This window comes from Mycoplana rhizolycopersici (genome assembly GCF_013378445.1).
Taxonomy (GTDB): Bacteria; Pseudomonadota; Alphaproteobacteria; order Rhizobiales; family Rhizobiaceae; genus Mycoplana; species Mycoplana rhizolycopersici.
Window position 1 is genome coordinate 244,995 of the sequence record NZ_JABXYK010000004.1, and the last position, 26,956, is coordinate 271,950.

Below are 26,956 nucleotides of genomic sequence, written 5' to 3' on the forward strand. Positions count from 1 at the left end.
GGCCCTCATGCAAAGCTGTCGAGATAGTGTGGTCGAGAAGAGGCTGCCGCGGCCTTGCCGGATGATGACGATTTCACCAGGTGATAGGTCACCGACTGGCGCACCTTGATTTCGCAACACCAGCAGATCCGGAAGCTGACCTCGATCGTCCCGCGTCCGACCATCGAGCCGTCGTCGCGATAGACGAGTTCCAGCAGCAGCGACAGGCCGATGTTGAAGCGTCCCAGGATGACGATACCGCCGCGCAGGAGGAAGATCACGGCAATGGAGAAGCTGGTTCCGCCACCTCCGTCACTCTCGAATTCGGCGTAGACGCCAAACATCGCGTAGACAAAACCGCGGCATGGCCCGAATGCGAAGTCGAGCCCGAGGCCGGCCGTGAGGCCGATCGAGACCGCGCTCGAGAGGCGGCCGGAGGCCGGAAAATAGGTCGCGCGCGTCTCGAGCCAACCGCCGCCGACCATGAGCCAGACACGCAGCGCGAACGGCTCGGCCTTGCGTCCCATCGCCAGCGTCGTTGAAAGGGCGAAATCGCCGCGCTTTCCGCCGGATCTCGCCTTGATAAGGGCGAAGGAGCTCGAAAAGCGCAGGCCCGTTGCCGAGAAGGCGCCGAAGGAGAGCGGCGGCATCGGCAGTTCGAGCCGTGCGGCAAGGCCAGCCGGGAAGCCCTCTTCTTCCAGCATTTCGAGGAAGAAACCCGCGCCCGGTTCGCTGAAGGACTTGACCAGGTCCGACAGAAACCGGATCGAGCGATCCAGTCGAATGCGGCTCGGATCGATGTCGACATCCAGCCCCTTGCCGTCCTCGAACGTGACGCGCGTACGCTCCAGCGTCACCAACGGCCGGCCGCTGAAGGCGAGCTGCCAGTCGCCCACGATTTCTCCTCGCGTCGTGCGGCGCGTGATGCCGTCCAAACCTGCTGCGAAATCCGCAAGTGCCTCGAAGCGGCCACCGGCCATGGACAGTTCCAGTGGCCCCGCCTCGAAGATTTCGCAGCGATCCGGAAAGGGCGCTGCCGCTTCTGCCTTGGCCCACGCCGTCAGCGTCGCCTTGTCGAAACCGTGCGTCAGCTTGACCTTCTCGTTCAGGGATGCCGGCATTTTCAGGTTCCTGAAAAGGCCGTCCAGCTTCAGGCCGCCAAGGTCGGGGAAGAGCTTGCCGAAATCGAACTGGTCCATGCCCTTGGGAACCAGGCGATCGAGGATCTCGTCGGTGGGAACGCGGATGCCGAGCGCCTTGAGATCGTCATCGAGGCGGTTCATCAGCGCGACGACCGGCGAAGTCCGGATGGCATCGCGCGCATCGTCGAAGAAATAGGCGATGCGCTCGCGGTTGAATTTCAGGTTCGGCAGGATGGGCGACGTACCCGCTGCACGCACCAGCGCCAGCGTGTCGCCGGGGTTCTGGAACGTCGGCGCCTGCGACAGCCGCTCATAGCCCGCTTCGAGAATACGGATCTGGTCGCTGATCGATGCCGGCACCTGCTGGCGCAGGCCTGCTGCGACCGCATCGGCGGCGTCGCCGAGTTTGCCTGCCGCGTCTGCGATGATGGCGGTGAGATCGCCGGTTCCGGCCTTCAGCGCTGCGATGCACTCGTCCACCGATCGGATCAGGCGATCTTCCAGCGAAGAGATCGCGTCCTGTGCGGTTTGCACCATAGCTATGGAATCGGCAATTTCCTGTTCCACGACGTCGACGGTGGCGCCGAACTCGTCCAGCAGATTGCCTGACGCTCTTTTGATGGCATCCTTTGTCGCTGCTGCCTTGCCCGCCAGATCAACGGCGAAGGAACGAAGCGCGCCAAGCGCAGTCCGCAACGCCGCCAGTTTTTCTTCGATGGACGAACCCACCACAGCGCAGACGGCATGAAACTTGTCGATCTCGTCGGTGAGGTGCTGGTCGAGATCGCGACCGAAGGCGGCGACCGCGTCGTCGCTGTCGGCAGCCATTTGGCGCCCCTGGGCGACGAGGCCCGTGAGATCGAGACATGCGCCATCCAGCGATGCGATCGCCTTGTCGATCGCCGCCCCTACCGCCGTCTGAATTGCCGCGAGGTCGAATGCGGCGTTCTGCGCCGTCTTGAGCGCTTGTCGGTGGAGCGAGACGAGCGTGTCCCGCACGTCGTTCAGGAATTCGTCGAGCGTCTTCTTTCCGCCAGCGAACAGCTGCAGGGTCTTGATCGAGCGCGGCAACTGCCTGCGCGCCGTCACCGCGATCGTTTCCAGTTTGGCGAGCAGCGAGCGGTGGAGCGCGTCATACGAGGCGACAAGCGTCCTCGCCTCGTCCGGCTCCGCGGCCTCCAGTTCATCGCGAAGCTTTGCAGCCGCCGTCTTGAGCGTATTCCGCGCGGCGTTCATTTCACCCGCAAAGCCGTCGATCGCCCGGTCTAGCCGGGATAGCGCCTCGCCGACCTTGCCGGGGCTACGTGCGATGGCGGTTCTAACGGGCGTCAACGCCTCCTCGATGCGTCGTGCCAGGACTTCCGCCGTCGATGGGGTGACGCCCTCCGCCAGCTTGTCGAATCCGTCGATCAGCGCTTCGCTCGCCTTCAGCAATTGGTCGGCGCGCGCAACAAGGGCTGCTTCCACGCCGGACCAAAGCCGCGCTTCGGCCGTATCAACCTTATCGGTCCAATGTGATTTCGCATCCGCAAAGGCATCTTTTGCCCGCCGGGCAGCGGCTCCGATCGCCTGGCGTGCATTCGCGGCTTCCTTCCGGATGACGCTCTTGATGGTTCCAAGACGGTCGATCTCGGCATCCAGCGCCCGCCTGATTGCCGCCTCGTCGGGGCGGTGAAGGCTGAGCCGGCCGAGACTGGCGAGTGCCGCCTGCGCTTGCGCGAGGCCGTCATCGAGCACGCGTTCGAGCCGGCGCGCATCGGTAAGGACGCGATCGAGCTCCTGCCGGACCGCCAGCGCCTTGCCCGGCCCGCCGCCGTCCTGCCCGCTCGAGGACGAGCGCATCATCGTAACGTTTTCGAGGACCGCGCCGACCGGGTCGGCTGCGCTGCGTCCGTCCATCAGATTGGCGGCCGTGCCGGAGGTATCGAGATCGAAGGTGCAGGCATCGAAAAGGGGATCGCGCATCATTTCGTCGGGTGCCGGCGCATCCGGATCGGCGGCGTCGATAACAGGCTTGCCGACGGGCAAAGGTGGCGGCGCGTTGACGAAATCGATGCCCGCGCATGATGCCCAGAGATTGGGATCGTCGCCTTCCTTGCGCGTTGTGGTGAAAAAGACGAGCTGGCTCGGATCGCTCAGCCGGGCTTGTGTGGAGGCTGCGGTGTCCATGTGCGCTGCGGCGATCTGCAGCCGGATATCGGGTTTGGGATAGACCTCCGGATCGGCGTCGGGCTGCCAGAGGGGGACGATCCAGCCGCCGTTGACGTCGCGGCCCCACCGGCCGTCGACGGGGATGCGGCGGGAGCGGAACAGGCAGGCCTCGACGAAGCCGCGTGAACGCGGGGCGGCGCCGCTTTCCGGATAGGTGCGATCGGACTGGATGATATCGATGTATTCGGCCGCCTTGCGGACGATCGGTCGGCCGAAATGCTGTCCGGCCTGCTGATCGGCGAACTGGTCATGCGGCAGCACCGTTCGCTCATAGACGATGACGTGTTTGGCGATGTTCCAGAAGACGCCGATGCGGCCGATCCGCTCGACGCTGTAGGTCTCGGTCCGGCCGAAATTCGTGTCGGAAACGATGCGTGTCTTGTCGTCTGCGAAGAAGGCCCGGACGAAGCCTGATCCGCCGAGGGCGGAGAATCCGGGCTGAACGATCTGGCCACGCGTGCTGCGCGGTTCCTTCATGACCTCTTCGAAGATGTTGCTCGATTCGAAGCCGCGCGTTGCGCCGCCCCTCAAGCCGGCAGAAGCGCTTTCGGGGTTCCAGGGCTCCCGGTCCAGGTCTGCATCGTCGCGAAGCTCAAAAGCGACCTTCTCCTCGACCGACAGCGGCCCATAGCTACCCTCCCGATAGGCCTCGAACGCGGCAAGTCGCGTGCCGTAGAGCTTGGCGAAAGAGGCGCAGAGGTCCCGGAAACGATCATAGAGTTCCGCCTCGACGAGCGGTTGCGCGGAGGTGGGTGCGCTGCTGCTCGCCGCAGCCAGCCTCCGCCGGATGCCGGCCGGGCGGGCGGGCAGCGGATCCCGGATGGCCCCGATGCGGGCGCCGTGCTCGGTGAGCCGCAATCCCGGGGTCGTCATCCGGCCCGCGAGCCCGTAGAGAAACTCCATCCGCGCCGTGCGCAGTCCGGCGCCGGGCGCACGCTCGCCGGCAAAGCCGAGCACGCGGCGAACGTTCCACGGCGCTTCCGAGTATCGCTGGCGATAGTAGGACGACAACAGCGCCAGCCGCGAAACGGTGCCGAGCCGGTAGTCGAGTGCCACTTCCGATCCCGCTGCAGAGATGGAGGGCCAGGGTTCACCCTTTTCGAAGGCTTCGCCTGTCGCCTGCGGTGGAAAATATAGGTCGAAGCCTTCGGTGACGCCGGCGACTTCCCATTTGGCCCCGCCGTTCTCGGACAGTTCCCAATTGGCGATCTCGCCGTCATTCTCCTGGGCATCGCTTGCCGACGGGACGAACGTCGGCACGTCCACCATCGCTATGGCGAAGGGTTCGGGATCGACGACGATCGTCCGCTTTTTCTGCTGGGCCGGGGATGTGCCCGAAGCAAGCGGTTCCCGGTGCAGCGTCAGGGCGAGGTGGCGATTGCGATTCGTGGCGGTTGTCTCATCCCCGCGCAGAAAGAACGGCGTCTCCCCGTAGCTGCCGTTCACCGCAGCATCGACGATGACGACCGGCGTCTCGCGCGACAGATTGCGGGCTATCCGCCGCTCCCGTTTCGCCTGTGTGCTATCGCCGGCCTCGGGCCTCGTGAGGTCCTGGAGCACTGCGTCGAAGGCGCGCGCAGCATCGGGAACGGGATCTTGCGCGCCTGGCCTTGCGTCCCGCAGTTCAAACTTTTCGATGCGCAGCCGAAGGCGGGGCACCGCTTCCCCGGCACGCGGGCGACGGGCGCGCCCGCTTTTCTTTTTCGGGTCCATCTCCTTCGTGGCAAAATGCTCCCGGCCGGGCGCGGCCGGATCGAACGTGACGGCGATGCGGATGTCCATACCTCCCGTCTTGGCGCGCATCGCTTCGGGAACGTCGAGATCGAGCGCGCCGATGCGCAGCGGGCCGCCGGTGCCCGTGCCGGTCCCCTCGGCCTCGATCCTCACGTTGATCTCGGGCGCCTTTGCGGTGGCGGGCGGCGCGTCGAACCATTCGAAGGTTTCCTCCAGGCTGGTTCGTTCGACCGTCACCCTCACTGCACGCGTCACCGACTTGCCTGCATGGGTCAGAAGTCCGGGAAACACGGCGTCGGCGAGGAAGATGGCGCTCCTGCCGACCGGCCGGATGGCGACGGCGCATAATTCCTCGGGATCTGTATTGCCGCTCATATCCCGCAGCACGGCATCGTACAGTGTCTCAAAATCGCCGCTGGCGTCCTTCGCAGGTCTGACGTTGTGTAATTCGGGAACGAAGGATACGTCGGAGGCGTCGTTGATGGTTCGCAAAGCCTTGAGATAAGGTCGTACGACCCGTTCGTTCCAGATCGTGGCGAATGGCTGCGGCGGCAACGGGCCCGCGCGCAGATAGAACGAGGCCGGCTGTGGTGCGGCGATTTCCGCCGGGGAAAACGCATCGGGGATCAGTTCGATTTCGATACCCTTGGCGACGTCGATCGCGGTATCGAGGCTTGGATTCCGCTCGTCGAGAACGATCGTCGCCTTGCCCGGTGTGCCAGAGCTTGCCGGCGCGATCCGCAACCGCGTGCCGAAAGTGACGAAGTCATGCGATTTTGAAGTGCGGCTGTTTCGGCGGATACCCACGGGACGGATCATCACCGAGCGCGGGTTCGGAAATTTGGGCTTCGGCGCAATAGCTGTGATGTCCTGCACGATGATGCCCCGGGCCTCGCGAAACAGTCGGGCAGGCAGCGGGAACGCGTCACCGTTCAAAGCGGATGGTGCGTCTGTACCGAATATCCAGCCGTCCAGCGGGCCGGGCGCCTCGGAAAGCGTGCCGATCGGATAGTACTTGGCTATTCCGTAATCCAGTCCGGGTGCGCTGGTGACGTGCGCGGCCCGGTAGGTCAGTTGCACATAGAGCGATCCGTCGCTCGCGAACATGTTGGAGGCCGGGATGTTGATAAGGTATCCGGCTATGAATCGTGCGTCGTTCGCGGTAAGCCGCACCAACGGGAAGGGCAGCGTCATCGACAGGGCCAGGTGGTCGTCTTCGTCCTCGTAATAGCTGAATTTTCCGGCCATCACCCGGAGGCTGAGCCGCAGCTTTCTTTTTTCCCCGTCGAAGAGTTCGACGTGATGGAACGCGACAGTGTCGATGGCAGGTCGCCGGATCATGCGATTGCCGCTCTGGCTGATTTCCAGCACGAGCGTCTTCTTGCCCGCTACAATCTGGTAAAGCTTCAAAGCGAGCCGTTCCAAGGTGACCTCCCTGATCACGCGGAGTTGAAACAGTCTGCATGGGCGCTGTTGCGCGCGTTATCGGCATGGGATCGGGGCATGCGGGTCGGCGGATGGCGACGGATCGGGCGCGCATCGATATCGAAATGCAATTATAGATATATATATTAATTTTTAAAGCAAGTATTTGTTGTAGTCGACCAACCCTGCCAGGTACCAGATTTCCACTTCTCATCGCGCCGGCAGGCTCGACCATGCAGAGGAGAGTGATAGGATCGCGCCGCAGACGCATCGCAGGGATTGGGAAGGAACGGACATGGCAGCCGAGAAGGTGGCTCTGATCACAGCAGGTGGCAGCGGCATGGGAGCCGCAGCGGCGCGGCGGCTCGCGGCCGATGGTTTCCGCGTGGCCATCCTGTCGTCTTCCGGCAAGGGCGAGGCCCTGGCGAAGGAATTGGGCGGGGTCGGAGTGACCGGTTCGAACCAGTCGAACGATGACCTGAAACAGCTCGTGGACCTTGCCATGCAGAACTGGGGCCGTATCGACGTGCTCGTCAACAGTGCCGGTCACGGGCCGCGCGCGCCGATCATCGAGATCACGGACGAGGACTGGCACAAGGGGCTGGACGTCTATCTGATGAACGTCATTCGCTCGACGCGCTTGGTCACGCCGATCATGCAGGCGCAGAAATCCGGTGCGATCGTCAATATCTCCACGGCCTGGGCCTTCGAGCCGACGGCGATGTTTCCGACCTCGGCAGTCTTTCGGGCCGGGCTTGCTGCCTATACCAAGCTCTTTGCCGACACCTATGCCGCTGACAACGTTCGCATGAACAACGTGTTGCCCGGCTGGATCGACAGCCTGCCGGCGACCGAGGAACGGCGCGCCGGCGTGCCGATGCAGCGCTACGGCACGAGCGCTGAGATCGCCGCCACGGTCGCCTTCCTGGCGTCCGAAGGGGCTGGCTACATCACCGGCCAGAACATCCGCGTTGATGGCGGGCTGATGCGCTCTATCTGAGCGCATCAGCCCGCGAACTCATTCCTTGGAGAACGATGTGAAACCACGCACCCTGAGCGGCATTCTGGCCGGTGTCGTGTTGCTCTCGCCCATGCTTGCGCATGCGGATTGGGAGCCCGTCGAACAGGTGAAGACCTATGCCATCAGCGGCACGACCGGGATGGAACTGTACCGCTCCATCGGTGAACGCGGGCCGAAGGTCGGCGTCGGTCGCGCCATCGCCTTTACAGATTTCAAGTTGACGTGGTCGCGAAAATACGAGCCGCGGGACGGGGGCTGCGTGCTGTCGTCGGCTCGGCCGAAGCTGATCATCACCTACATGCTGCCGAAGCCTTCGGCCCGGCCAAAGGGCGCGCTCGGCGAACGTTGGGATACCTTCCTCGCCGGCGTGCGGGCGCATGAGAAGATCCATGGGGACATCATCGAGGACATGGTCAGGCAGATCGAGGCCTATGCGGTGGGGCTGACGGTGGCTGACGACCCCGATTGCCGCAAGATCCGCAAGGTCCTGACGCAGAGGCTCGGCGAGCTTTCGCAGGCGCAAAGGCAGCGCAGCCGGGATTTCGACCGCACGGAGCTGAGCAACGGCGGCAACATCCACCAGCTCATCCTCGATCTCGTGGGCGATAGCTGACCCGCTTTCGGCCACGGCGCTTCTGCCGTTCGCCGTCGTCGGCCTGTCCATGCTCCCGTTCGACGACGTTCTTTCGCTGGTTAAAAAACTGCTTCTTCTCTGATCTGCGGCCGAGCGGGCGCACGATCGACGGCGCGCTGACGAATTCAATGCTCGCCATTTCCCTTGCTGGGCGGGGAATCCTTCTAAAATACTGATAAATATAAAATTTTCTTCTCTACGCCATCTGAGGAGGGGCGCGCCACCTCTCCGAATCCATTCCTGCGGAAAGGGGCTGTTAACCTTTATTTTCTATTCCCAAGGCAGGGGTTTTCACGGCTTCCCGCCAGTTCCAGCGTTGCAGGTTTCCATGCGTCTTTCCCGAACGATCTCGCCTATAGCCCAAGATCAAGTCGCAAGCGGCGACACCGAAGGTCCGCAGCAGCGGCCGACACCACACGTCACGCTTCCGGGCATGACGGTTACGGGCGAGGTAAAGGCTGACGCGGCGCTGCCGGCCTGGCAGAGCGCGTTCATTCTCGGACCGAACGTTCGCTTCACGCGCACGCCCGAAAGCGCCTATTCGCGCAAGCAGGCCGAGCCCGTTTCGCCGAAACAGGAAGAGGCAAACGAGATTGTCGAGGTCCAGGTGCAACCCGAAATGCCTATCGTTGAAGAGGCGCCTGTAGTGCCGGTCCCCGCAGCACCCGCTGAGGCGCGCGTGGACATAGACGGCGACGCGATGCGCAGGATCGAAGGCGCAGGCCAGCGGGAAGCGTCGGCGGCAAACGGGCGCACGGCCGCTGCAAGGTCCGTGCCGCCCGAAAGAGGCAGTGACGACAATGCCGGCGCGCTGGCACTCTATCTGCGCCTGAAGCGGGAAATGGCGCAGGCCAGCCACGAACAGGTGCGCATAGCCGTTCCGGAAAAGGCGCCGATGCAGACTGTCGGACCTGCCGACGCAACTCCCGCCCTTGTCGCGGCGGCAGCCAGTGCCCATCATGCATTCGGACTGCACATCTCCGACCATGCGCTCTTCGAAACGATGAGCCTCGATGTCGACCTGTCGCCGCTCGCTGCGGCCGAACGGCTCACTCTACCTACGTTCCGCGCTGCCGCGAACACCACGCCGTCGCTTTACCGCGAGGTTAGCATTCGCGGGCGAAACGGGAATGTTGTCCCTGTAGCAGATGCAGGGATCCAGGTCGCGGAGAAGGCGGGGCGCCACGCGCCGTCGGTGCCGGGCGTTCGCGACACCCCGAATTCCCGGCCGATCGCGCGACCTGAAACCGTCGCTGCAGCCAAAAGCCCGGCACAGGCGGCGGTCGCTCCCGCGCCGACGCGGTCCGTGGCCGAGCAGCAGCCTGCTACCGTCGCAACGCAAGAAGGAACTGTGACCCTTCCCGGCTATACGCCACTCTCCGCGTTGCCTTCGCTCGCCGCATTCCGGCTGGGCACGGTCTGGCCGACATCGGTCAGCACGATCTCGATCGGCGATCACCCCCCGGTGGTGGATGTCCAGCCGGCCGAAGCCGTGGCAGCCGAGGACGTGCCGGCGGCATTGCCGGCCGAGCCTGCTGTCCCAGCGGTTGTCGAAGCCGCGCCGAAGCCGGTTTCCACCATTTCGCGGTCGCTGGCCCGTTCCGGGCTGTTTGCCGCAGTCGACAGCAATCCCGACTACGAATTCCCGCCCGTGGACCTGTTGCAGCAGCCGACCGGCGAGCAGGCGCACACGATGACGCAGGAAGCGCTCGAACAGAGCGCCGGCCTTTTGGAAAGCATTCTCGAGGATTTCGGCGTCAAGGGCGAGATCATCGACGTGCGGCCCGGCCCGGTGGTCACGCTCTACGAATTCGAGCCGGCACCGGGCGTGAAGTCCTCGCGTGTCATCGGGCTCGCCGACGACATCGCGCGCTCCATGTCGGCGCTGTCGGCGCGCGTTGCCGTCGTTCCCGGCCGGAACGTAATCGGCATCGAACTGCCGAATGCGGTACGCGAGACCGTCTATTTCCGCGAACTCATCGAGTGCGAAAGCTACTGGGAGACGAAGTTCAAGCTCGCCGTCTGCCTTGGCAAGACCATCGGCGGCGAGCCGGTGATCGCCGAACTTGCCAAGATGCCGCACCTCCTTGTCGCCGGCACCACCGGTTCGGGCAAGTCGGTCGCTATCAACACCATGATCCTGTCGCTGCTCTACCGGCTGAAGCCGGAGGAATGCCGCCTGATCATGGTCGATCCGAAGATGCTGGAGCTTTCCGTCTATGACGGCATCCCACACCTGCTGACGCCCGTCGTGACCGACCCGAAGAAGGCGGTGATGGCGCTGAAGTGGGCTGTGCGCGAGATGGAGGACCGTTATCGCAAGATGTCCCGTCTCGGCGTGCGCAACATCGACGGCTTCAACGCCAGGGCGGCCGCTGCCCGCGCCAAGGGCGAGACCGTGATGTGCGACGTGCAGAAGGGCTTCGACCGCTCGACCGGCGAGCCGCTCTACGAGCAGGAGGAGATGGATCTCACCCCGATGCCCTACATCGTCGTCATCGTCGACGAGATGGCCGACCTGATGATGGTGGCGGGCAAGGAGATCGAAGGGGCGATCCAGCGTCTGGCGCAGATGGCGCGCGCCGCCGGCATTCACCTGATCATGGCGACGCAGCGTCCCTCGGTCGACGTCATCACCGGCACGATCAAGGCGAACTTCCCGACCCGCATCTCCTTCCAGGTCACGTCGAAGATCGACAGCCGCACCATTCTCGGCGAACAGGGCGCCGAGCACCTGCTCGGGCAGGGCGACATGCTGCACATGATCGGTGGCGGCCGCATCGCCCGCGTGCATGGTCCGTTTGTCTCGGACTCCGAGGTTGAGGCCGTCGTGGCGCACCTGAAGACCCAGGGACGGCCGGAATACCTCGGCACTGTTACGGAAGATGCTGAGGAGGAAGATGCGGCGGAGCCGGAAGACACCGCCGTGTTCGACAAGACGGCCATGGCCGAGGACGACGGCAACGATCTCTATGAAAAGGCGATCAAGGTCGTCCAGCGCGACCGCAAATGCTCGACCTCCTATATCCAGCGGCGGCTTTCGATCGGCTACAACCGCGCCGCATCGCTGGTGGAGCGCATGGAGCGCGATGGACTGGTCGGACCTGCGAACCACGTCGGCAAGCGCGAAATCCTGAGCGGGAGCGGCAGCCGCGACAGTGCCGCGCCGATGGAAATGGTCGACGACGAGGACTGAGGCGTCGGCACGAACGGATGGTCGCGAACCGGGAGGGAAGGGCGGCCAATCGCGGTGACATTGTATGAAGTTAGCAGCGGCGCGGGGGATATTCTCCTCGCGCCGCTTTTCGTTGATGACGAGCGCTGACGGGCAGACCCGCTCTACTTGCGGTTCGCCTCGAGGATGCCCTTGGTCAGGCTGCCGGTCGCGGGATAGAGCGGGATGAGGCAGGCCTGCAGGGCGTGGTAGATGTCATCCTTGCCGGCAAACAGCGTGTAACTCGGTGCGAGGTCTTCGGTGAGTTCTGCGTGCCAGCCGCCGCGATCGCCATCGATGAAGTGGCGGGAGATGCCGTCCCAGATCTTGCGATACCATGTCTCGTGGAAGTCGCTCGGCAGGTGTTCGCACAGGAAGGATGCTGCGCCGACACCCTCGGCCATCGGCCACCAGAGCTTCTCGCGCTTCGCCGGCTCATCATTCCAGTCGAGCGTGTAGAAGAAGCCGGCCTTTTCCTTGTCCCATCCGAGTGCGATCGACTGCGCGAACAGGGCCTTTGCGGCCTCCGGCATCCACTCGTGCTTCTTGCCGCCGAGCGCCCAGAGCTGCAGGACCAGACGCGCCCATTCCAGCCAGTGGCCGGGGGTGGTGCCGGAGGGGCGGAACATCTCGTTGCCCTTGTAGTCCTTGTCCAGTGTCCAGTTCTCGTCGAAATGCTCGGGCACGCGGAAGCCGTTTTCACCGGCCCGCCTGCGGATAATGAGATCGGCGATGCGCTCGGCCTTCTTCAGGTAGCCCGTGTCACCGGTTGCCTCGAAGGCGGCCATTAGCGCTTCCGTCAGGTGCATGTTGGAGTTCTGGCCACGATAGCCGGGCACTGGCGACCAATCGGCGCCGAATTCCTCGGCGATCGCGCCGTGCTGTTCCTCCCAGAAGCGGGAATTCAGGATCTCGGTGATATCCGCCATCATCCGGTCGGCGTCCGGATGTCCTGCCACCTTGGCGCTTGAGGCGGCGAGCAGCACGAAGGCGTGGCCATAGCCCTGTTTCGTGGCATCGAGCAGGCCGGAATTGTCGAGCGACCAGTGATACCCGCCGCGCTCGGCATCACGGTGCTTTTCCCAGAGATACTTCATGCCATGGTCGACGATGTCGTCGGAGCCGGGACGGCCAAGCAGGCTGCCGATCGAGAAGCAGTGAACCATGCGGGCCGTCGAATGAATGCCCCTTATCGGATTTCCCGCATTGAGTGGCCGCCCCTCGGCATCGAGTTCGTAGAAGCCGCCATTGGGGTTGAAGGCGGGGTTCTGGAAGAAATCGAAAAGGCGGTTCGCCTGATCCCACAGCCACGCGCGATGATAGGGGCGCTCGCGCCAGGATAGCTGTTCATTCAAACCCATGTTCGTACTCCTCGTGCTAAAAGCGACTGCCGACGACAAGGCTGTTGCGGGCTGCCCTGGGCAGTCTCTTGCCACCGCGGCGTGAGCGACGAGCGCACGGCCCTGGAATGGCAAAAGAATGGCAAAGTTCCGGTCGGACTCGACAGAATGGGTGTGGCGTTATCGCGCAGTTCTTCCGGTGGGGCAAGTTTGGATGAAGAATATCCCCGCGGCCCTTATGTGATTTACAGCTTATATGCGTTCGCGTAGAGTTCCGCTGGTACTTCGGCCGCCGCCTGTGCGGAGACTGCGAAGTCGTCCAAAGTTCTGCAGCCAGACCATTCATTGCCTGAAACAATCTTCGCTCGATGGCAAAGGCCGACCCCGTGCGGAAACGGTGGCGGCAGGCCGACTTCGACCGCAGGCGACAGTCTCGTTCGCGGTCCTTGCTTTCGCGGGCGGTCAACGGAGGGAGTTCGAGAATGACGCTCAGAAGCCATGTACTTTCAGTCGCCATGTTCGCAGGGACATTTGCCTTTTCCGGTTTCGCCGCAGCGCAGGACGCCATATCCGCACCGGCGCAAAAAACCGTCGGCGCGTCGCAGGCACAGCAGATGGTGCCCTCGCTTGCCGTGATCAATTCCGCAGGCGCGACGCTTGCCGACGGCAAGCTGACGATGAACGATGTCGGTGCCAGCACGATCGTGTTTGCGGATCGCCCCGTTCGTGCCGCCGGCCATGTCGCGACAGCGGAGTTCATCAAGCAGTGGGACGAGGGCAAGGACAGTTTCGCCAAGGATCCGCCCAATGCCACGATCTCCGTTCTGAGCCGCGATGGCAAAGGCGTCGAGGATGCCGTCGTTGTCCTTAAGTCGCCGAAGCTGGAAGGAGGGGCGCTCACGTTCGAAGTGTCGATTCTCGAGGGCGCACTGGCTAGCGCGGATGGTCCTGCTTCCCTGTTCATCGACTGGTTTGCCGCGCGTGGCCCCTACGGCGGAGCCGTCGTTGCCGGTGGAGCATGGCGGCACGGACCGGTCTGGCATGGCGGCTGGTATGCCCACCCCGGTGCCTATTATGGAGCGGGGCTGGCTGCAGGTGCGGCGATCGGCGCTGCCGCGGCTGCCGGGTACAGGCCCTATTACGACGCGCCGCCCCCCTGCGGCTACTATCCTTATCCCCCGTGCTACTGAGGTGACGGGACGGGCGCCTCCTTTCTTGGTGTGACGCCCGCGCCCGACGCGTCGAGAAGCCAGTCGCGGAAGGCACCCATCGCCGGCGTCACTGCCCGCGATTGCAGCTTGGTCAGCCAGTAGCTGCCGACCGGAACGTTCACGTCGAACGGCTGCACGATGGCGCCGGAAGTCAGTTGTCGCTCGAACATCCGAGGCGGCGCGAGGCCGATGCCGGCGCCCTGCAAGATCGCTTCCATCATTGCCAGCGAGGTGTCGAAGACGATGCTGCTGTGGTGTTGGACGACGCGACGCAGGCCTGCGGCTTCGAACCAGCGCGTCCACTCGTCGGGTCTGTACGAGCGCAGCAGCGTGCGACCGAGAAAGTCGGCGGGTTCCCGTAGCTCCTGCGCCGTGCGTGGCAGGCAAAGTGCTGAAAGCGGCGCGTCGAACAGCAGTTCGGCATCCGTGCCATGCCACGCCCCGCTGCCGAAGCGGATTGCGAAGTCGAGGCCTTCGGCTGCGAGGTCCACTCGATTGTTGTTGGTGGAGAGCCGCAGTTCGATGAACGGGTGCCGTTCCGCGAAGGTTTGAAGACGTGGCAGCAGCCAGCCGACGGCGAAGGTGCCGACGGCGCCGACGTTCAGGATCTCGCGGATGCCTTCGCCGCGGAAGCGCTCGACCGCATCCGCCATCCTGTCGAAGCTGTCGCGCAGGACCGGCAAGAGCCTCTCGCCCTCCGGCGTGATCATCAGCCCGCGCGGAAGGCGCTTGAAGAGCGACGTCCCCAGCATTTCCTCCAGACCTTTCACATGATGGCTGACGGCGGCCTGCGTCACGTTCAGCTCGATCGCCGCGCGGGTGAAACTCAGGTGGCGTGCCGAGGCCTCGAATGCCCGGAATGCGTTCAGCGGAAGATGTGGTCTTACCATGGCTATGGCCTAGTTTTTCTAATGTCACTTACCAGTATTCGTCCTTTGTGCCCCGGTCAAACTGCTGGTAGCAACGTGTCCATCGGTTCTGGAAAAAGAGGATTTCTATGAAGAAGCATATTGCTTTCATTGGATTCATGGCTGCGTGGTCGCTTGCATCATCCGCAGAAGCCAAAACAATTTGTACGGTGATCGCCGATGCGAAGAGCCACAAGACGATCGTGGAGGAGGGCAATTGCGCGGAGCGCTTCACACCGGCGTCGACCTTCAAGGTAGCGCTTAGCCTGATCGGCTACGATTCCGGATTCCTGGAAGACGAACACACGCCGAAGCTGCCTTTTCGCGACGGCTATGCCGACTGGGGCGGGGACAACTGGAAGCAGCCGACCGATGCGCAGCGCTGGATGAAGTATTCCGTCGTCTGGTTTTCGCAGGTCATGGCGCATTCGCTCGGTGAACAGAAGTTGCGCGCATACGCTACGAAATTCGACTATGGCAATGCCGATTTTTCCGGTGATCCCGGCAAGGATAACGGTCTGGACCGGGCGTGGATCTCCTCGTCGCTGAAGATATCGCCGCTGGAGCAGGTCGCGTTCCTGCGCAGGCTCGTCAACCGCCAACTGCCTGTGTCCGATCACGCCTTCGACATGACGATGAAGGTCGTGGAAAAGACGGAACTCGCCGGCGGCTGGTCGGCGCAGGGAAAGACGGGCATGGCCTATCCGCGTCAGGCGGACGGGACGCTGGATTATGATCATCCCTGGGGTTGGTATGTCGGCTGGGCGACCAAGGGCGATCGCACGGTGGTTTTCGCCCGCCTCGTGCAGGAGGAAAAGCGCCAGAAAGGGTCGGCGGGAGCGCGCGTGCGCGACATGCTGTTCAATGAACTGCCGTCGCTCGTCGTAGCGCAGTAGGATCTTCCCGCCCTTTGGTTGCTGCTAAGGCTCGCGGCGCGTGCCGCGAGCCTGTTACGCGTTGCGCGGACTTCGGGGCGCTGCAGCCGCTCAGCTTCGCAGGCCCGGTGCTTCCTGCCCGGTGCGCTCGACATATTCCGTGTAGCCGCCGCCATACTGATGGATGCCGTCCGGGGTCAGTTCGAGGACGCGGTTCGAAAGGGCGGCCAGAAAATGGCGGTCGTGCGAGACGAAGAGCATCGTGCCCTCATATTGCGCCAGCGCCTTGATCAGCATTTCCTTGGTGTCGAGGTCGAGGTGGTTGGTCGGCTCGTCGAGCACGAGAAGGTTCGGCGGATCGAACAGCATGCGCGCCATAACGAGCCGCGCTTTCTCGCCACCCGAGAGAACGCGGCATTTCTTCTCCACGTCGTCCCCGGAAAAGCCGAAGCAGCCCGACAGCGCACGCAGCGGTGCCTGACCTGCCTTCGGAAAGGCTTCCTCCAGCCACTCGAGGATGGTGCTGTCGCCGTCGAGCAGGTCCATTGCGTGCTGGGCGAAATAGCCGAGCTTGACACTCGCGCCGAGCGCGACGCTGCCCTGATCCGGATCGGTCGCACCGGCCACGAGCTTCAGCAGCGTCGACTTGCCGGCGCCGTTGATGCCCATGATGCACCAGCGCTCGCGCCGCCGGACCATGAAGTCGAGGCCTTCATAGATGGTGCGGCTGCCGTATTTCTTGTGCACGCCCTTGAGGTTGATCACGTCCTCGCCGGACCGCGGCGCCGGCAGGAAGTCGAAGGCGACCGTCTGGCGGCGACGGGGCGGCTCGACGCGGTCGATCTTCTCCAGCTTCTTGACGCGGCTCTGCACCTGGGCGGCATGGGATGCACGTGCCTTGAAGCGCTCGATGAACTTGATTTCCTTGGCCAGCATCGCCTGCTGGCGCTCGAACTGGGCCTGCTGCTGCTTTTCGTTCTGCGCGCGCTGCTGCTCGTAGAAGGCATAGTCGCCGGAATAGGTCGTCAGCGAACCGCCGTCGATCTCGATGATCTTGCCGACGATACGGTTCATGAACTCGCGGTCGTGCGAGGTCATCAGCAGGGCGCCGTCGTAATTTTTCAGGAATTCCTCAAGCCAGATCAGGCTTTCGATATCGAGATGGTTGCTCGGTTCGTCGAGAAGCATGACATCGGGGCGCATGAGAAGAATGCGGGCCAGCGCCACGCGCATCTTCCAGCCGCCCGAGAGCTTGCCGACGTCGCCGTCCATCATCTCCTGGCTGAAGCTGAGGCCGGCAAGCACCTCACGCGCGCGGCCCTCCAGCGCATAGCCGTCGAGTTCCTCGTAGCGCGCCTGCACCTCGCCGTAGCGCTCGATGATGCGGTCCATCTCGTCGAGCTTGTCGGGATCGACCATCTCGGCTTCCAGCGCGCGCAGTTCGGCTGCGACCTCGCTGACCGGGCCTGCGCCGTTCATGACTTCGGAGACGGCGCTATGGCCCCCCATCTCGCCGACGTCCTGATCGAAGTAGCCGATCGTCACACCCTTCTCGGTCGAAACCTGCCCCTCGTCGGGTTGCTCCTGCTGGGTCAGCATCCGAAACAGCGTGGTCTTCCCCGCACCGTTCGGGCCGACGAGGCCGATCTTCTCGCCCTTGTTCAAGGCTGCGGATGCCTCGATGAAAAGCAGGCGATGGCTGTTCTGCTTGCTGACGTTCTCGATGCGGATCATGCGGCGAAGGCCCCGTCTGTTGCGGCGCCGTCACGTGGTGGATCGCCGGTCGCGATCCCTTGGAGCACCATTGGATGGGGCCAGATACATCAGCGGATTGCCGAACGCCAGCCCCGGAGCGGGATCGCATGCCTCCCGCTCCGGGCCGGCCTCGCTCAGTTTTCGGCGGGAATGCGGGCGATCGCCTTGATCTCGAAATCGAACCCGGCCAGCCAGTTGACGCCGACCGCCGTCCAGTTCGGGTAGGGCGCGCCGCCGAGCACCGCCTCCCGTACCTTCATGACCGTCTCGATCTGGGCCGGCGGGTCGGTGTGAAAGGTCGTCACGTCGACCACGTCGTCGAGCGAGGCGCCCGCGGCCCGCAGCACGGCGGTCAGGTTGTCATAGGCAAGCCGCACCTGGCGTTCGAAGTCAGGCTCCGGCGTGCCGTCCTCGCGGCTTCCCACCTGTCCGGAAACGAACAGCAGGTCGCCGGAGCGGATGGCCGCCGAGTACCGGTGTGCCGCATAGAGGCTGTGGCGGTTGGCGGGGAAGATCGGTTCGCGTTGCATCTCGTTTTCCTTGAATTCGGGTTGTCTTGTAACGGAAGCTGCGCGGCTGGGATGGCCGGCCCATGCGCGGCCTTTCCACGGCAGAGACAGGTTGATATACGTCTCGTATGTAAAACTATCTCGCATACGTGACGTATGTCAATGCTGGCATACGCCGCGTATCTGAAAATGGGAGTCTGGTCTGGTGGCGACGCGGCGATCGGAAATGATGGAGGAGACCCGGGGCAAGCTTATCCAGGCGGCGCGCAAGGCCTTTGCCGAGAAGGGCTATGCCAGCGCCTCGATGGACGACCTTACGGCCGCCGTCGGGCTGACGCGCGGCGCGCTGTACCATAACTTCGGCGACAAGCGCGGCCTTCTGCAGGCGGTGGTGGACCGCATCGACGGCGAGATGGCGGCCCGGGCGCAGGCAATTGGTAACGCCGCCGGCGATGAGTGGGCAGGGCTTCTGGCGGAGGGAAGGGCCTATATCGAGATGGCGCTGGAGCCCGAGGTGCAGCGAATCGTACTGCTCGACGGGCCGGCGGTGCTGGGCGACCCCTCGCAGTGGCCGAGCCAGAACAGCTGCCTGCAGGCGACCATCGCCAAGGTGGAGCGCCTTCTGGCAGAAGGCCGGCTGAAGCCGGTCGATCCCGAGGCCGCAGCCCGGCTTCTGAATGGCGCCGCCCTGAACGCGGCGCTCTGGATCGCCGCCAGCAAGGAGCCGGAAAAGGTGCTGGCGAAGGCGCTTGAGGCGTTCCGTTGCCTGGCATCCGGCCTGCTCGCAAAGCCCGGCTGAGCCGGGGCGCAAGCGCGGTCGGCCGGCCGTTGTGGGCGGTGCCGCTCGAAGATGCCGGCCACCGATCCACTTGGACGGGCGGGCCGGCGTTGAGGTTGCGGCGCTCAGCCCTTGATGTACCAGCCCCAGGGCTCATCGGCCTCGAAGGCCGTGATCTGCTTGGTCTCGAGGTAGTTCGACAGTCCCCAGCGGCCGAGTTCGCGGCCGATGCCGGACTGCTTGTAGCCGCCCCAGGGCGCCTCGGTGAAGGTCGGCTGCGAGCAGTTGACCCAGACAATACCGGCGCGGAAGGCGCGTGCGACGCGCTCGCAGCGTGCCCGGTCCTTCGACATCACTGCGGCGGCCAGCCCGAAGCGGCTGTCGTTGGCAAGGCGAATGGCATCCGCCTCGTCGCGGAACGGCTTTACGCAGACGACGGGGCCGAAGATTTCCTCGGTCCAGACGAAGTTGTCCTCGGCCAGATCGGTCAGGATCGTCGGCTCCAGGAAGTAACCGGTGTCGAGCCCGGCGGGGCGTTTACCGCCGGACGCGATCGTCGCTCCTTCCTTCGCACCGCGTGCGATTGCCGCCAGTACCTTCTCGTATTGTCCCCTGGAGACGAGAGGGCCGAGCAGCGTGCCGTTCTCAAGGCCGTTGCCAATCGTGATCCTTGCGGCCTCGACCACCAGCCTTTCGAGCAGAGCCGGATAGAGGCTTTCCTCCACCAGCACGCGCGAGGTGGCCGAGCAGACCTGACCCTGGTTCCAGAAGATGCCGAACATGATCCACTCGACGGCCTTCTCGAGATCGCTGTCGGCAAAGACGACGAAGGGCGACTTGCCGCCGAGTTCCAGGCTGACATTCTTGATGTCGCGGGCCGCCGCCGCCATGATCTTCGCGCCAGTTGGGACCGAGCCAGTGAAGGCGAGCTTGTCGATGCCGGGATGCTCGGAGAGCGGCTGACCGGCATCCGGGCCGAGGCCGGTGACGATGTTGAGCACGCCGGCCGGCAGGCCGGCTTCCTCTGCTATCGCGCCAAGTTCCAGTGCGGTCAGCGGCGTCAGTTCGGAGGGCTTCAGGACCATGGTGCAACCGGCCGCGAGCGCGGGCGCCACCTTCCACGAGGCCATCAGCAGCGGATAGTTCCAGGGGATGATGGCACCGGCCACGCCAACGGGCTCCCGAACCACCTTCGACGAGAAGCGCGGCTCGGAAAGCGCGATCGCCTCCTCGGGGTTTTCGTCCAGCTCCTCCGCGAGCCCTGCATAGAAGCTGAAGCACCCGGCGGTGTCCTCCATGTCCCAGATTGCTTCCGGCAGCGGCTTGCCATTGTCGCGCACCTCGATGCGCGCCAGTTCCTCCTTGCGGGCGAGGATGATCCCGGCGATCCGGCGCAGACAGGCGGCGCGTTCCTTTCCGGTCAGCCGGGGCCACGGCCCATGGTCGAAGGCGCGGCGGGCGGCGCGAACGGCATGGTCGATGTCGCGCGCAGTTCCGGCCGGGGCATGAAAGACCGTTTCCTCCGTCGCCGGGTCGATGACCGGAAATGTTCCTCCTTCGACCGGGGCCAGCCATTGTCCATCGATGAAAAGCTTGTCGCGCATGGTCGTTCCCGTTTGATGTTATCTGTGTCTTTTCGTGGTTGGCGCGCCCGGCCCATCCTTCGGATCGGGTCAGGACGCCCGCGCGCCGATGGCCGCGGTATCCGCCGCCTTCAGGATTTCCTCCGCCGCCCGCGTGACGCCGGCCGCCGCCTGCATGGTCTTCGCATTTGCTTTCAGCCGCTGTGCCATCGCGCCGTCCGCGATCAGTTCGCCGGTCGCCGCGGCGAGATCGTGCGGGCTCCAGTCATAGCGGTCGAGCTTCCGTCCGACACCGGTTTCTGCCGCCCGCGTGGCGTTGTCGTGCCCGTCCCAGCAATAGGGCATGACCAGCGACGGCACGCCATAGTAGAGCGCCTCGCAGAAGGAGTTGTTGCCGCCGTGATGGATGAAGAGGCTCGCCTGCTCCACGACGGAAGGCTGCGGAAACCAGCTGTCGATAAACACGTTGTCCGGCACGTCGCGGTATTCGTCGCGCCAGTGGCCGGCATTGACGAGGAAACGATAGGGCAGGGTGGAGAACACCTCGATCATCCGCTTCGTCATCGCCACATCCATCGCCCCCAGCGACCCGAAGCTCGTCAGCACCAGCGGCGCGTCGTTGTAGCTGGCAAACCGCGGCGGAGCATAGGGCGCCTCATGGCGCACGCAGCCGTCAAGGAAGACGAACCTTTGCGGATCAAGCGCCTTTTCGCGTTCGTGCCGAATGATCTGCGGCGCCAGCAGCAGGTTCAGCCAGGGCGAGGCCGAGAGGAAATGCGAAGCCTCCAGCGGCTTCAGCCCACATTCGGCGAGGAAGGCGGAAAAGCGCCGGTGGGCGGGCGCTGTCACCTGTTCATAGGCTTTCGCAAATCTTTGCCAGCTCCTGTCCGGCGTTCCGCCGCAGCCGGAAAGATAGGGCGGCACGTTCGCGTCCGGCACCTCCGTTTCCGCGCAGGATACGACGCGGATCCAGGGTACGCCGGCATTGGCGATGGCCGGAAACATGACGACGTTGTCGAGCACGATCGCATCCGGCTTCAGCCTTGCCAGCAACTGGCGCAACGGCTCCTCGACCCGGATCGCGGTGTCTACGATCGCATCCCAGGTGGGGCCGACATAGCTTTCCAGCTGGTCGAAAGGCGCCTGGCGGAAAGCGTCCTGATGGCGTTCGATGAAGTCGTTCCAGTCGGTCGGGTTGCCGGAGGCGTCGTCTGCAAGCTGGTACTCGGGAAAGCCGTATTCGGAAAAGACGCCCGAAAAGCCGGGATGGCAGATGAAGACCGGTCGCGCGCCGAGCCGGCGCAATTCCTGGGCGATGCCGACGCAATTCAGGGCTGCGCCGAAGCTCGCTTCGGGAAAGAGGGCGATGGTCTTGGATGCTGCCATGGGTTCAACGCGATACGATCTTGAAGGTGGCGGGTACGCCGCGGCCGGCGATACGCGGCCGTTGCTGTCGGGAAAGCTGCAGATGCACTTTCATGAGATCGGCGGCAAGCTCCATTTGCCCGCGCTCGATTTGCTCGAGGATCTGCAGATGCTCGAGGTTGGACTGCATGAGCCGGAAGACGGCGACATGGCCCGCAGGCGGCGTCGTTCTGCGACGCCGATGGTGGTTGACGAGCGCTTCTGCCATGAACGGATTGCCGCAACTCTTGGCGATGAGCGTGTGAAAGTCGAAATCGGTGCGTTCGAACAGCTTTCGATCGAAGGTCGCCTCGCTCATGCCCTTCAGGATCAGCATCGACTGGCGAAGCGCAGTCAACGCCGGCAGGTCGCGGCGGAAGTCGGGAAGCGTAAGCGCCAGTGGCTCCGTCACAAGGCGGAATTCGTAGCTGCGCATCGCCGCGTCGCCACTGACGGCAAACTGCTTCAAAAGCCACTGCTGCCCGGCGCCCCGTTCGGCAAGGTTCTCCTCCGACAGTTTCATCAGCGCATTTTGTACCGTCTGGCGGGACACGTCATACCGACGCTGGAGCGAGGCAATCGTCTGCGTTTCGGCAATGCGGCCGGCTGCGAGGTCGCGTAGGATCGCGGCATGGATTTCGCTTTCGCCTTCGGTCTCGCCCGTGTCGTCCAGCCGTGCAGTGGCTGCCGGATCGACAGCGAGGATATAGCCCCCTTCCGCCTCCGGCGTGACAAGGCCTCGATCCGCAAGTACTTGTAATGCCTTGCGGATCGGGGTTCTTGAGACACTGCAGAGCGAGGCCAGCGCCTGTTCCGCCAACCGCTCACCCGGCGAGATGCCGCGCTCGCCGGCAATATCCAGTATTTTCTGCGCCAGTTCGACATGGCGATAATTGGGGCGCTTCGGTTCCGGATTCATGCGCTCAAACTGGCCTCCATCGCGGCGCATGCTGCCTGTTGCGCCCAGCTTTCGCAAGTCCGGCGCCGACAAAATTCTATCGCCTCGGATTTTATCAGAATCCCTATTGACGTATTTTTTTTCTAATTAATACTGCTTTCGGACGCAGCAAAGAGTTCGGATCAACCGGCGGGCTGCATCGCACAGAGGCCAGGAACAAAATCAAACAAGGGAGTTTTTTCGTGGAAGCGAAAAACGGAACGGTCGCATTGCGCGCGGCCGCGGCATTCGTTGCCGTCAGCCTCTCCGCGGGGATGGCAACGGCCGCAGATCTGGTGATCTCCAACTGGGACGGCTACATGGCGAAGGATATCGCCGAAAGCTTCAAGGCGGCGACCGGGCTTGAGCTTGAGGTGGTGAACCACGCCACGAACGAAGAGATCATGGGCAAGATCATGGCCGGCGGCGGCAAGGGCTATGACGTGGTCTTCGTCTCCTCGCCCTTTGCCGAAGTGCTCAACGCGCAGGGCATGCTGGAGCCGCTGGACAAGAGCGCAATCCCGAACCTCGCCAATCTCTATCCCGAGGCCGCCAGCCTCGCCTACGATCCGGGCAACCAGTTCTCGGTTCCCTACGCGTGGGGGACGACGGGCCTTTGCTACCGTTCCGACAAGGTGAGCGGCACGCCGGACAGCTGGATGAACCTGCTGCAGCCCACAGACGACATCAAGCGCAAGACGACGATGCTCGCGACCGACCGCTGGCTGATGGGTGCAGGCCTGCTCGGCAAGGGTTACTCGGTCAACGAGAAGGATCCGGCCAAGATCAACGAGGCGCGCGACCTGCTGATCGAGGCGAAAAAGACGCTACTCGCCTATGACGACACGACGTTCTATTCCAAGCTCGTCTCCGGCGAAGCTTCGCTCGTGCATGCCTGGGATGGCTGGTGCAACTACGGCATCGCCGAGAACAAGGACATCAAGTTCATCGTGCCGAAGGAAGGCTCCGACCTCTGGGTGGACACGATGGTTGTGATGAAGAACGCCGAGAACAAGGATAACGCGATGAAGTTCCTAAACTTCATCCTGGATGCCAAGAACCACGCCTGGGCGGCCGAGAACATCCTCTACAAGGTGCCGAACAAGGCGGCTATGGAAAGCCTCGATCCGTCGCTCGGCGAGCAGTACCCGAACATGAAGATGCAGCCGGCCGACCTCGCCAAGAACGAACTGCTGCGCGATCTCGGCGCGGCGCAGAGGGATTACTCGCGCGCTGTCAGCGAGATCAAGGCAGCGAACTGACCGGATCGCCCTTCTCCCGGCGTACGGGAGAAGATGCCGGCAGGCGGATGAGAGGTCCCGCAGAGGTAGCGGCCCCCGTTGAGAACACCCCCCACTTTGCCCCTCTCCCCGTAAGTGGGGAGAGGGAACGTCGTCGCCTTTTTCGGCTCCGGCGATCTTCCTGACCAGTCAGCCGGCGCACCTGCGCCGGTCTCTTCAAGATATCAGCAAGGCGAATTTTTCCCGTGTCGTTCAATGCCACCAGACCGAACCTGCTCGCCGCTCCCGGCGTTGCCTGGCTCGCCACCTTCATGGTGGTGCCGTGCCTGTTGGTTCTGTCCTATGCGTTCTTCCAGCGCGGCGTCTGGGGCGGGATCGAATACACCTTCACGCTGGAAAATTTCGCCCGCGTTGCCGATCCGCTCTACGCGAAGATCTTCCTGAACTCGGCCCGCATCGCGCTGACGACTACGGCGATCGCGATCCTGATCGCCTATCCCGCAGCTTACGCAATCTCGCGTGCGCCGCGCATGCGCCAGCCGATCCTGCTGTTCTTCGCCGTACTGCCCTTCTGGAGCAACTACCTGATCCGCACCTATGCCTGGATGGTGCTTTTGAACCGCGAGGGGCTGATCAATAACATGTTGCGTTCGTTCGGCTACACGGGTGAGCCGCTGTCGCTGCTGTACACCGAGGCCGCCGTCATCACCGGCCTCGTCTACAACTACCTGCCCTTCGTCATCCTTGCGATCTATTCGACGCTGTCGCGTCTTAATCCGGAACTGATGGAGGCCTCGCGCGACCTCGGCGCCGGCCCGGTGCGCACCTTCTTTCGCGTCACCCTGCCGCTCTCCCTGCCGGGTGTGGCCGCTGGTGGCGTGTTCGTCTTCGTGCTGTCGATCGGCAACTTCGTGACGCCGGCCCTTCTCGGCGGGGGCCGGTTCCAGATGGTCGGCAATCTCGTCTACGACCAGTTCCTGACCGCCAACGACTGGCCCTTCGGCGCAGCACTCGGTGCAGCCCTCATCGTCACGATGATCGTGCTTCTTTTCGTGCAGGCCCGCGCCACTGCGCGCGCAAGCGGCGAAAGCAGGGAGGCGCAGGCATGACCGGCGATACAGCGACTGCCACGGTCGCCGGCACCCCGGTTGCGGCGCGCGCTGCGGGTGCGGGCGCTTTTCGCCGCAAGTTGCCGGGCCGCGTCGTGCTGCTGCTCGTCTTCGGCTTCCTGTACCTGCCGATCGCGGTTCTGGTGATGCTGTCCTTCAACGACAGCGGGCTTCCGACCGCGTGGTCGGGTTTCTCCACCCGATGGTATTCGGCACTTCTCGGCAATTCCGACATCCTGCACGCCGCGTGGAACACGCTCGTCGTCGCCATTTTCGCCACGCTTGTCTCCACGATCCTCGGCACGCTGCTGGCGCTCGGCATGGAGACCCGGCGTCGCAAGAGCAACGGGCTGGAGGCTCTAGCCTTTGCACCCATGGTTATCCCGGACATCGTGCTTGCAGTGGCGCTGCTGACCTTCTTTTCACGGCTGGGCCTGACGATGGGGCTGCATACGATCATCGTCAGTCATGTCGTCTTCGACCTCGCCTTCGTCTGCTCGGTGGTGCGGGCACGGCTGAAGAACTTCGACTTCTCGATCGTCGAGGCCTCGCGCGATCTCGGCGCCTCGGGCTGGACGACGTTCTGGCGCGTCACCTTTCCCGTCCTGCTGCCCTCGATCGTCGCCGGTGCCCTGCTCGCCTTCACGCTTTCGGTCGACGAATTCATCATCGCCTTCTTCACGGCGGGAGCGGGCCGCTCGTCGATCACCCTGCCCATGCAGATCTACTCGATGATCCGCTTCGGCATCACGCCCGAGGTCAATGCGCTTGCCACCATCGTCATGGGCGTCAGCGCAACGGCGCTCTTGATTTCGCAATGGCTGAACAAAGAACAGGTCCGATGAACGCAGAAACGTCCCCCATCCTTCGGATCGAAAGCGTGGCGAAGAATTTCGGGCCGGTCGTCGCCGTCGACGGCGTCTCCATCGACGTCCTCGAGAACGAGTTCTTTGCCCTGCTCGGACCTTCGGGCTGCGGCAAGACCACGCTGCTGCGCATGCTGGCGGGCTTCGAGACGCCGAGTGCCGGCCGCATCCTGCTCGAAGGGCGGGACATCTCGCCGCTGCCACCGGAGAAGCGTCCGCTGAACCTGATGTTCCAGTCCTACGCGCTTTTCCCGCACATGACGGTGCGGCAGAACCTTTGCTACGGGCTGGAAATGGAAAGGTTGGACAAGGCCGAGATCCGCCGCCGCGTCGACGAGACGATGGCCACCACCGACCTGACCCAGTTCGCCGACCGTAAGCCCGAGCAGCTTTCCGGCGGTCAGAAGCAGCGTGTGGCGCTCGCGCGTGCACTCGTCAAGCGGCCGAAGGTGCTGCTGCTCGACGAACCGCTGGGCGCGCTCGACAAGAAACTGCGCGAAAAGATGCAACTCGAGCTGAAGCGCATGCAGAACGAGGCCGGCATCACTTTCGTCATCGTCACGCACGATCAGGAAGAGGCCCTGGTGATGGCGGACCGCATGGCGATCCTCAAGGACGGGCGGCTGTTGCAATGCGGTTCGCCCGAGGAAATCTACGAGGCGCCGGCCGATCGGTTTGTCGCAAACTTCATCGGCGTGATGAACTTCATCGACGGCCGGGTAACGGAGGATCGCGTGTTCGAGGCCGAGGGCCTGCGGCTGGCCGTTGTCAATGCCAGGCCCGGTCCTGCGACGCTCGCGGCCAGGCCGGAAAATATCGCCGTCGGCGCGCCGGGCGAACGGTTGGCCGGCACGATCGCCGACATCGCCTATCACGGCCTCGACCGTGTGCTGCATGTAAAGACGCCCGCCGCGCCGGTACCGCTGCAGGTTCGCGTCCCGGCCCAGGGGGGCACCGCCTACCAGGTCGGCGACGCGTTGAGCCTCAAGATCGACCCGGCCCGCTGCCGGCTGTTTGCGGGAGGGGGCGCTGGCGCCGGCGGATAGAGGGCGTTTTCCAGGAGCCACGGAATTCACGGAC

19 protein-coding genes are annotated in these 26,956 nt (G+C 63.8%); 10 read left to right on the forward strand and 9 right to left on the reverse strand.

Annotation, left to right across the window (positions count from 1 at the left end; genetic code table 11):
* Positions 1-5: 5 nt before the first annotated feature.
* Complete coding sequence (locus HV823_RS08445; RefSeq protein WP_176949274.1) at positions 6-6,491, reverse strand: phage tail tape measure protein; 6,486 nt, start codon at positions 6,489-6,491, stop codon at positions 6-8.
* Between the two features lie 295 nt (positions 6,492-6,786).
* Between HV823_RS08445 and HV823_RS08450 the strand changes: the two genes are divergently transcribed.
* Positions 6,787-7,491, forward strand: coding sequence for an SDR family oxidoreductase (locus HV823_RS08450; protein WP_176949275.1), 705 nt, complete (start codon positions 6,787-6,789; stop codon positions 7,489-7,491).
* Positions 7,492-7,582: 91 nt separating this feature from the next.
* Positions 7,583-8,125 carry a DUF922 domain-containing Zn-dependent protease gene (locus tag HV823_RS08455; protein ID WP_176949441.1) on the forward strand — a complete coding sequence of 181 codons (543 nt, stop codon included), beginning with the start codon at positions 7,583-7,585 and terminating at the stop codon, positions 8,123-8,125.
* Here the strand turns inward: HV823_RS08455 and HV823_RS08460 are convergent.
* Positions 8,097-8,285, reverse strand: coding sequence for a hypothetical protein (locus HV823_RS08460; protein WP_176949276.1), 189 nt, complete (start codon positions 8,283-8,285; stop codon positions 8,097-8,099). The two genes, HV823_RS08455 and HV823_RS08460, sit on opposite strands and share 29 nt — an antisense overlap.
* A gap of 294 nt (positions 8,286-8,579) precedes the next feature.
* On the opposite strand from HV823_RS08460, the gene HV823_RS08465 reads away from it, so the two are divergent.
* The gene (locus HV823_RS08465; RefSeq protein ID WP_176949442.1) at positions 8,580-11,342 is read left to right on the forward strand and encodes a DNA translocase FtsK; all 2,763 of its coding nucleotides are present in this window, start codon (positions 8,580-8,582) and stop codon (positions 11,340-11,342) included.
* Positions 11,343-11,485: 143 nt separating this feature from the next.
* Here HV823_RS08465 and HV823_RS08470 read toward each other — a convergent pair whose 3' ends face one another.
* Entirely contained in the window at positions 11,486-12,721 is a 1,236-nt protein-coding gene (locus HV823_RS08470) for an AGE family epimerase/isomerase (protein WP_176949277.1), read from the reverse strand.
* A 494-nt stretch (positions 12,722-13,215) separates the two neighbouring features.
* Between HV823_RS08470 and HV823_RS08475 the strand changes: the two genes are divergently transcribed.
* The gene (locus tag HV823_RS08475; RefSeq protein ID WP_176949443.1) at positions 13,216-13,890 is read left to right on the forward strand and encodes a hypothetical protein; all 675 of its coding nucleotides are present in this window, start codon (positions 13,216-13,218) and stop codon (positions 13,888-13,890) included.
* Here HV823_RS08475 and HV823_RS08480 read toward each other — a convergent pair.
* A complete protein-coding gene (locus HV823_RS08480; protein ID WP_176949278.1) occupies positions 13,884-14,801 on the reverse strand; it encodes a LysR family transcriptional regulator in 918 nt (305 codons plus the stop codon). The genes HV823_RS08475 and HV823_RS08480 overlap by 7 nt on opposite strands.
* A 107-nt stretch (positions 14,802-14,908) precedes the next feature.
* Here HV823_RS08480 and blaOXA point away from each other — a divergent pair, with 107 nt between their 5' ends.
* Complete coding sequence (gene blaOXA, locus HV823_RS08485; RefSeq protein WP_176949279.1) at positions 14,909-15,715, forward strand: class D beta-lactamase; 807 nt, start codon at positions 14,909-14,911, stop codon at positions 15,713-15,715.
* 90 nt (positions 15,716-15,805) lie between these two features.
* Here blaOXA and HV823_RS08490 read toward each other — a convergent pair whose 3' ends face one another.
* The gene (locus HV823_RS08490) at positions 15,806-17,428 is read right to left on the reverse strand and encodes an ABC-F family ATP-binding cassette domain-containing protein (protein ID WP_176949280.1); all 1,623 of its coding nucleotides are present in this window, start codon (positions 17,426-17,428) and stop codon (positions 15,806-15,808) included.
* Between the two features lie 155 nt (positions 17,429-17,583).
* Positions 17,584-17,979, reverse strand: coding sequence for a RidA family protein (locus HV823_RS08495; protein ID WP_176949281.1), 396 nt, complete (start codon positions 17,977-17,979; stop codon positions 17,584-17,586).
* Positions 17,980-18,163: 184 nt separating this feature from the next.
* Between HV823_RS08495 and HV823_RS08500 the strand changes: the two genes are divergently transcribed.
* Positions 18,164-18,757, forward strand: a complete 594-nt coding sequence (locus tag HV823_RS08500) for a TetR family transcriptional regulator (RefSeq protein ID WP_176949282.1) — start codon at positions 18,164-18,166, stop codon at positions 18,755-18,757.
* 104 nt (positions 18,758-18,861) lie between these two features.
* Here the strand turns inward: HV823_RS08500 and HV823_RS08505 are convergent, their stop codons facing one another.
* The 3 genes from HV823_RS08505 to HV823_RS08515 form a co-directional block, all read right to left on the reverse strand.
* On the reverse strand, positions 18,862-20,340 hold the full coding sequence (locus HV823_RS08505) for an aldehyde dehydrogenase family protein (protein ID WP_176949283.1): 1,479 nt from the start codon (positions 20,338-20,340) through the stop codon (positions 18,862-18,864).
* Positions 20,341-20,409: 69 nt separating this feature from the next.
* Positions 20,410-21,705 carry a glycosyltransferase gene (locus HV823_RS08510; RefSeq protein WP_176949284.1) on the reverse strand — a complete coding sequence of 432 codons (1,296 nt, stop codon included), beginning with the start codon at positions 21,703-21,705 and terminating at the stop codon, positions 20,410-20,412.
* Positions 21,706-21,709: 4 nt separating this feature from the next.
* Positions 21,710-22,642, reverse strand: coding sequence for a GntR family transcriptional regulator (locus HV823_RS08515; protein ID WP_176949285.1), 933 nt, complete (start codon positions 22,640-22,642; stop codon positions 21,710-21,712).
* A gap of 221 nt (positions 22,643-22,863) precedes the next feature.
* On the opposite strand from HV823_RS08515, the gene HV823_RS08520 reads away from it, so the two are divergent.
* The 4 genes from HV823_RS08520 (at position 22,864) to HV823_RS08535 (ending at position 26,922) form a co-directional block, all read left to right on the forward strand.
* Complete coding sequence (locus HV823_RS08520; protein ID WP_343051810.1) at positions 22,864-23,922, forward strand: polyamine ABC transporter substrate-binding protein; 1,059 nt, start codon at positions 22,864-22,866, stop codon at positions 23,920-23,922.
* Between the two features lie 290 nt (positions 23,923-24,212).
* Positions 24,213-25,010 carry an ABC transporter permease gene (locus tag HV823_RS08525; RefSeq protein WP_176949445.1) on the forward strand — a complete coding sequence of 266 codons (798 nt, stop codon included), beginning with the start codon at positions 24,213-24,215 and terminating at the stop codon, positions 25,008-25,010.
* Positions 25,007-25,855, forward strand: coding sequence for an ABC transporter permease (locus HV823_RS08530; protein ID WP_176949286.1), 849 nt, complete (start codon positions 25,007-25,009; stop codon positions 25,853-25,855). The genes HV823_RS08525 and HV823_RS08530 overlap by 4 nt, the downstream gene beginning before the upstream one ends.
* Positions 25,852-26,922, forward strand: a complete 1,071-nt coding sequence (locus HV823_RS08535; protein ID WP_176949287.1) for an ABC transporter ATP-binding protein — start codon at positions 25,852-25,854, stop codon at positions 26,920-26,922. The genes HV823_RS08530 and HV823_RS08535 overlap by 4 nt, the downstream gene beginning before the upstream one ends.
* Positions 26,923-26,956 lie beyond the last annotated feature (34 nt).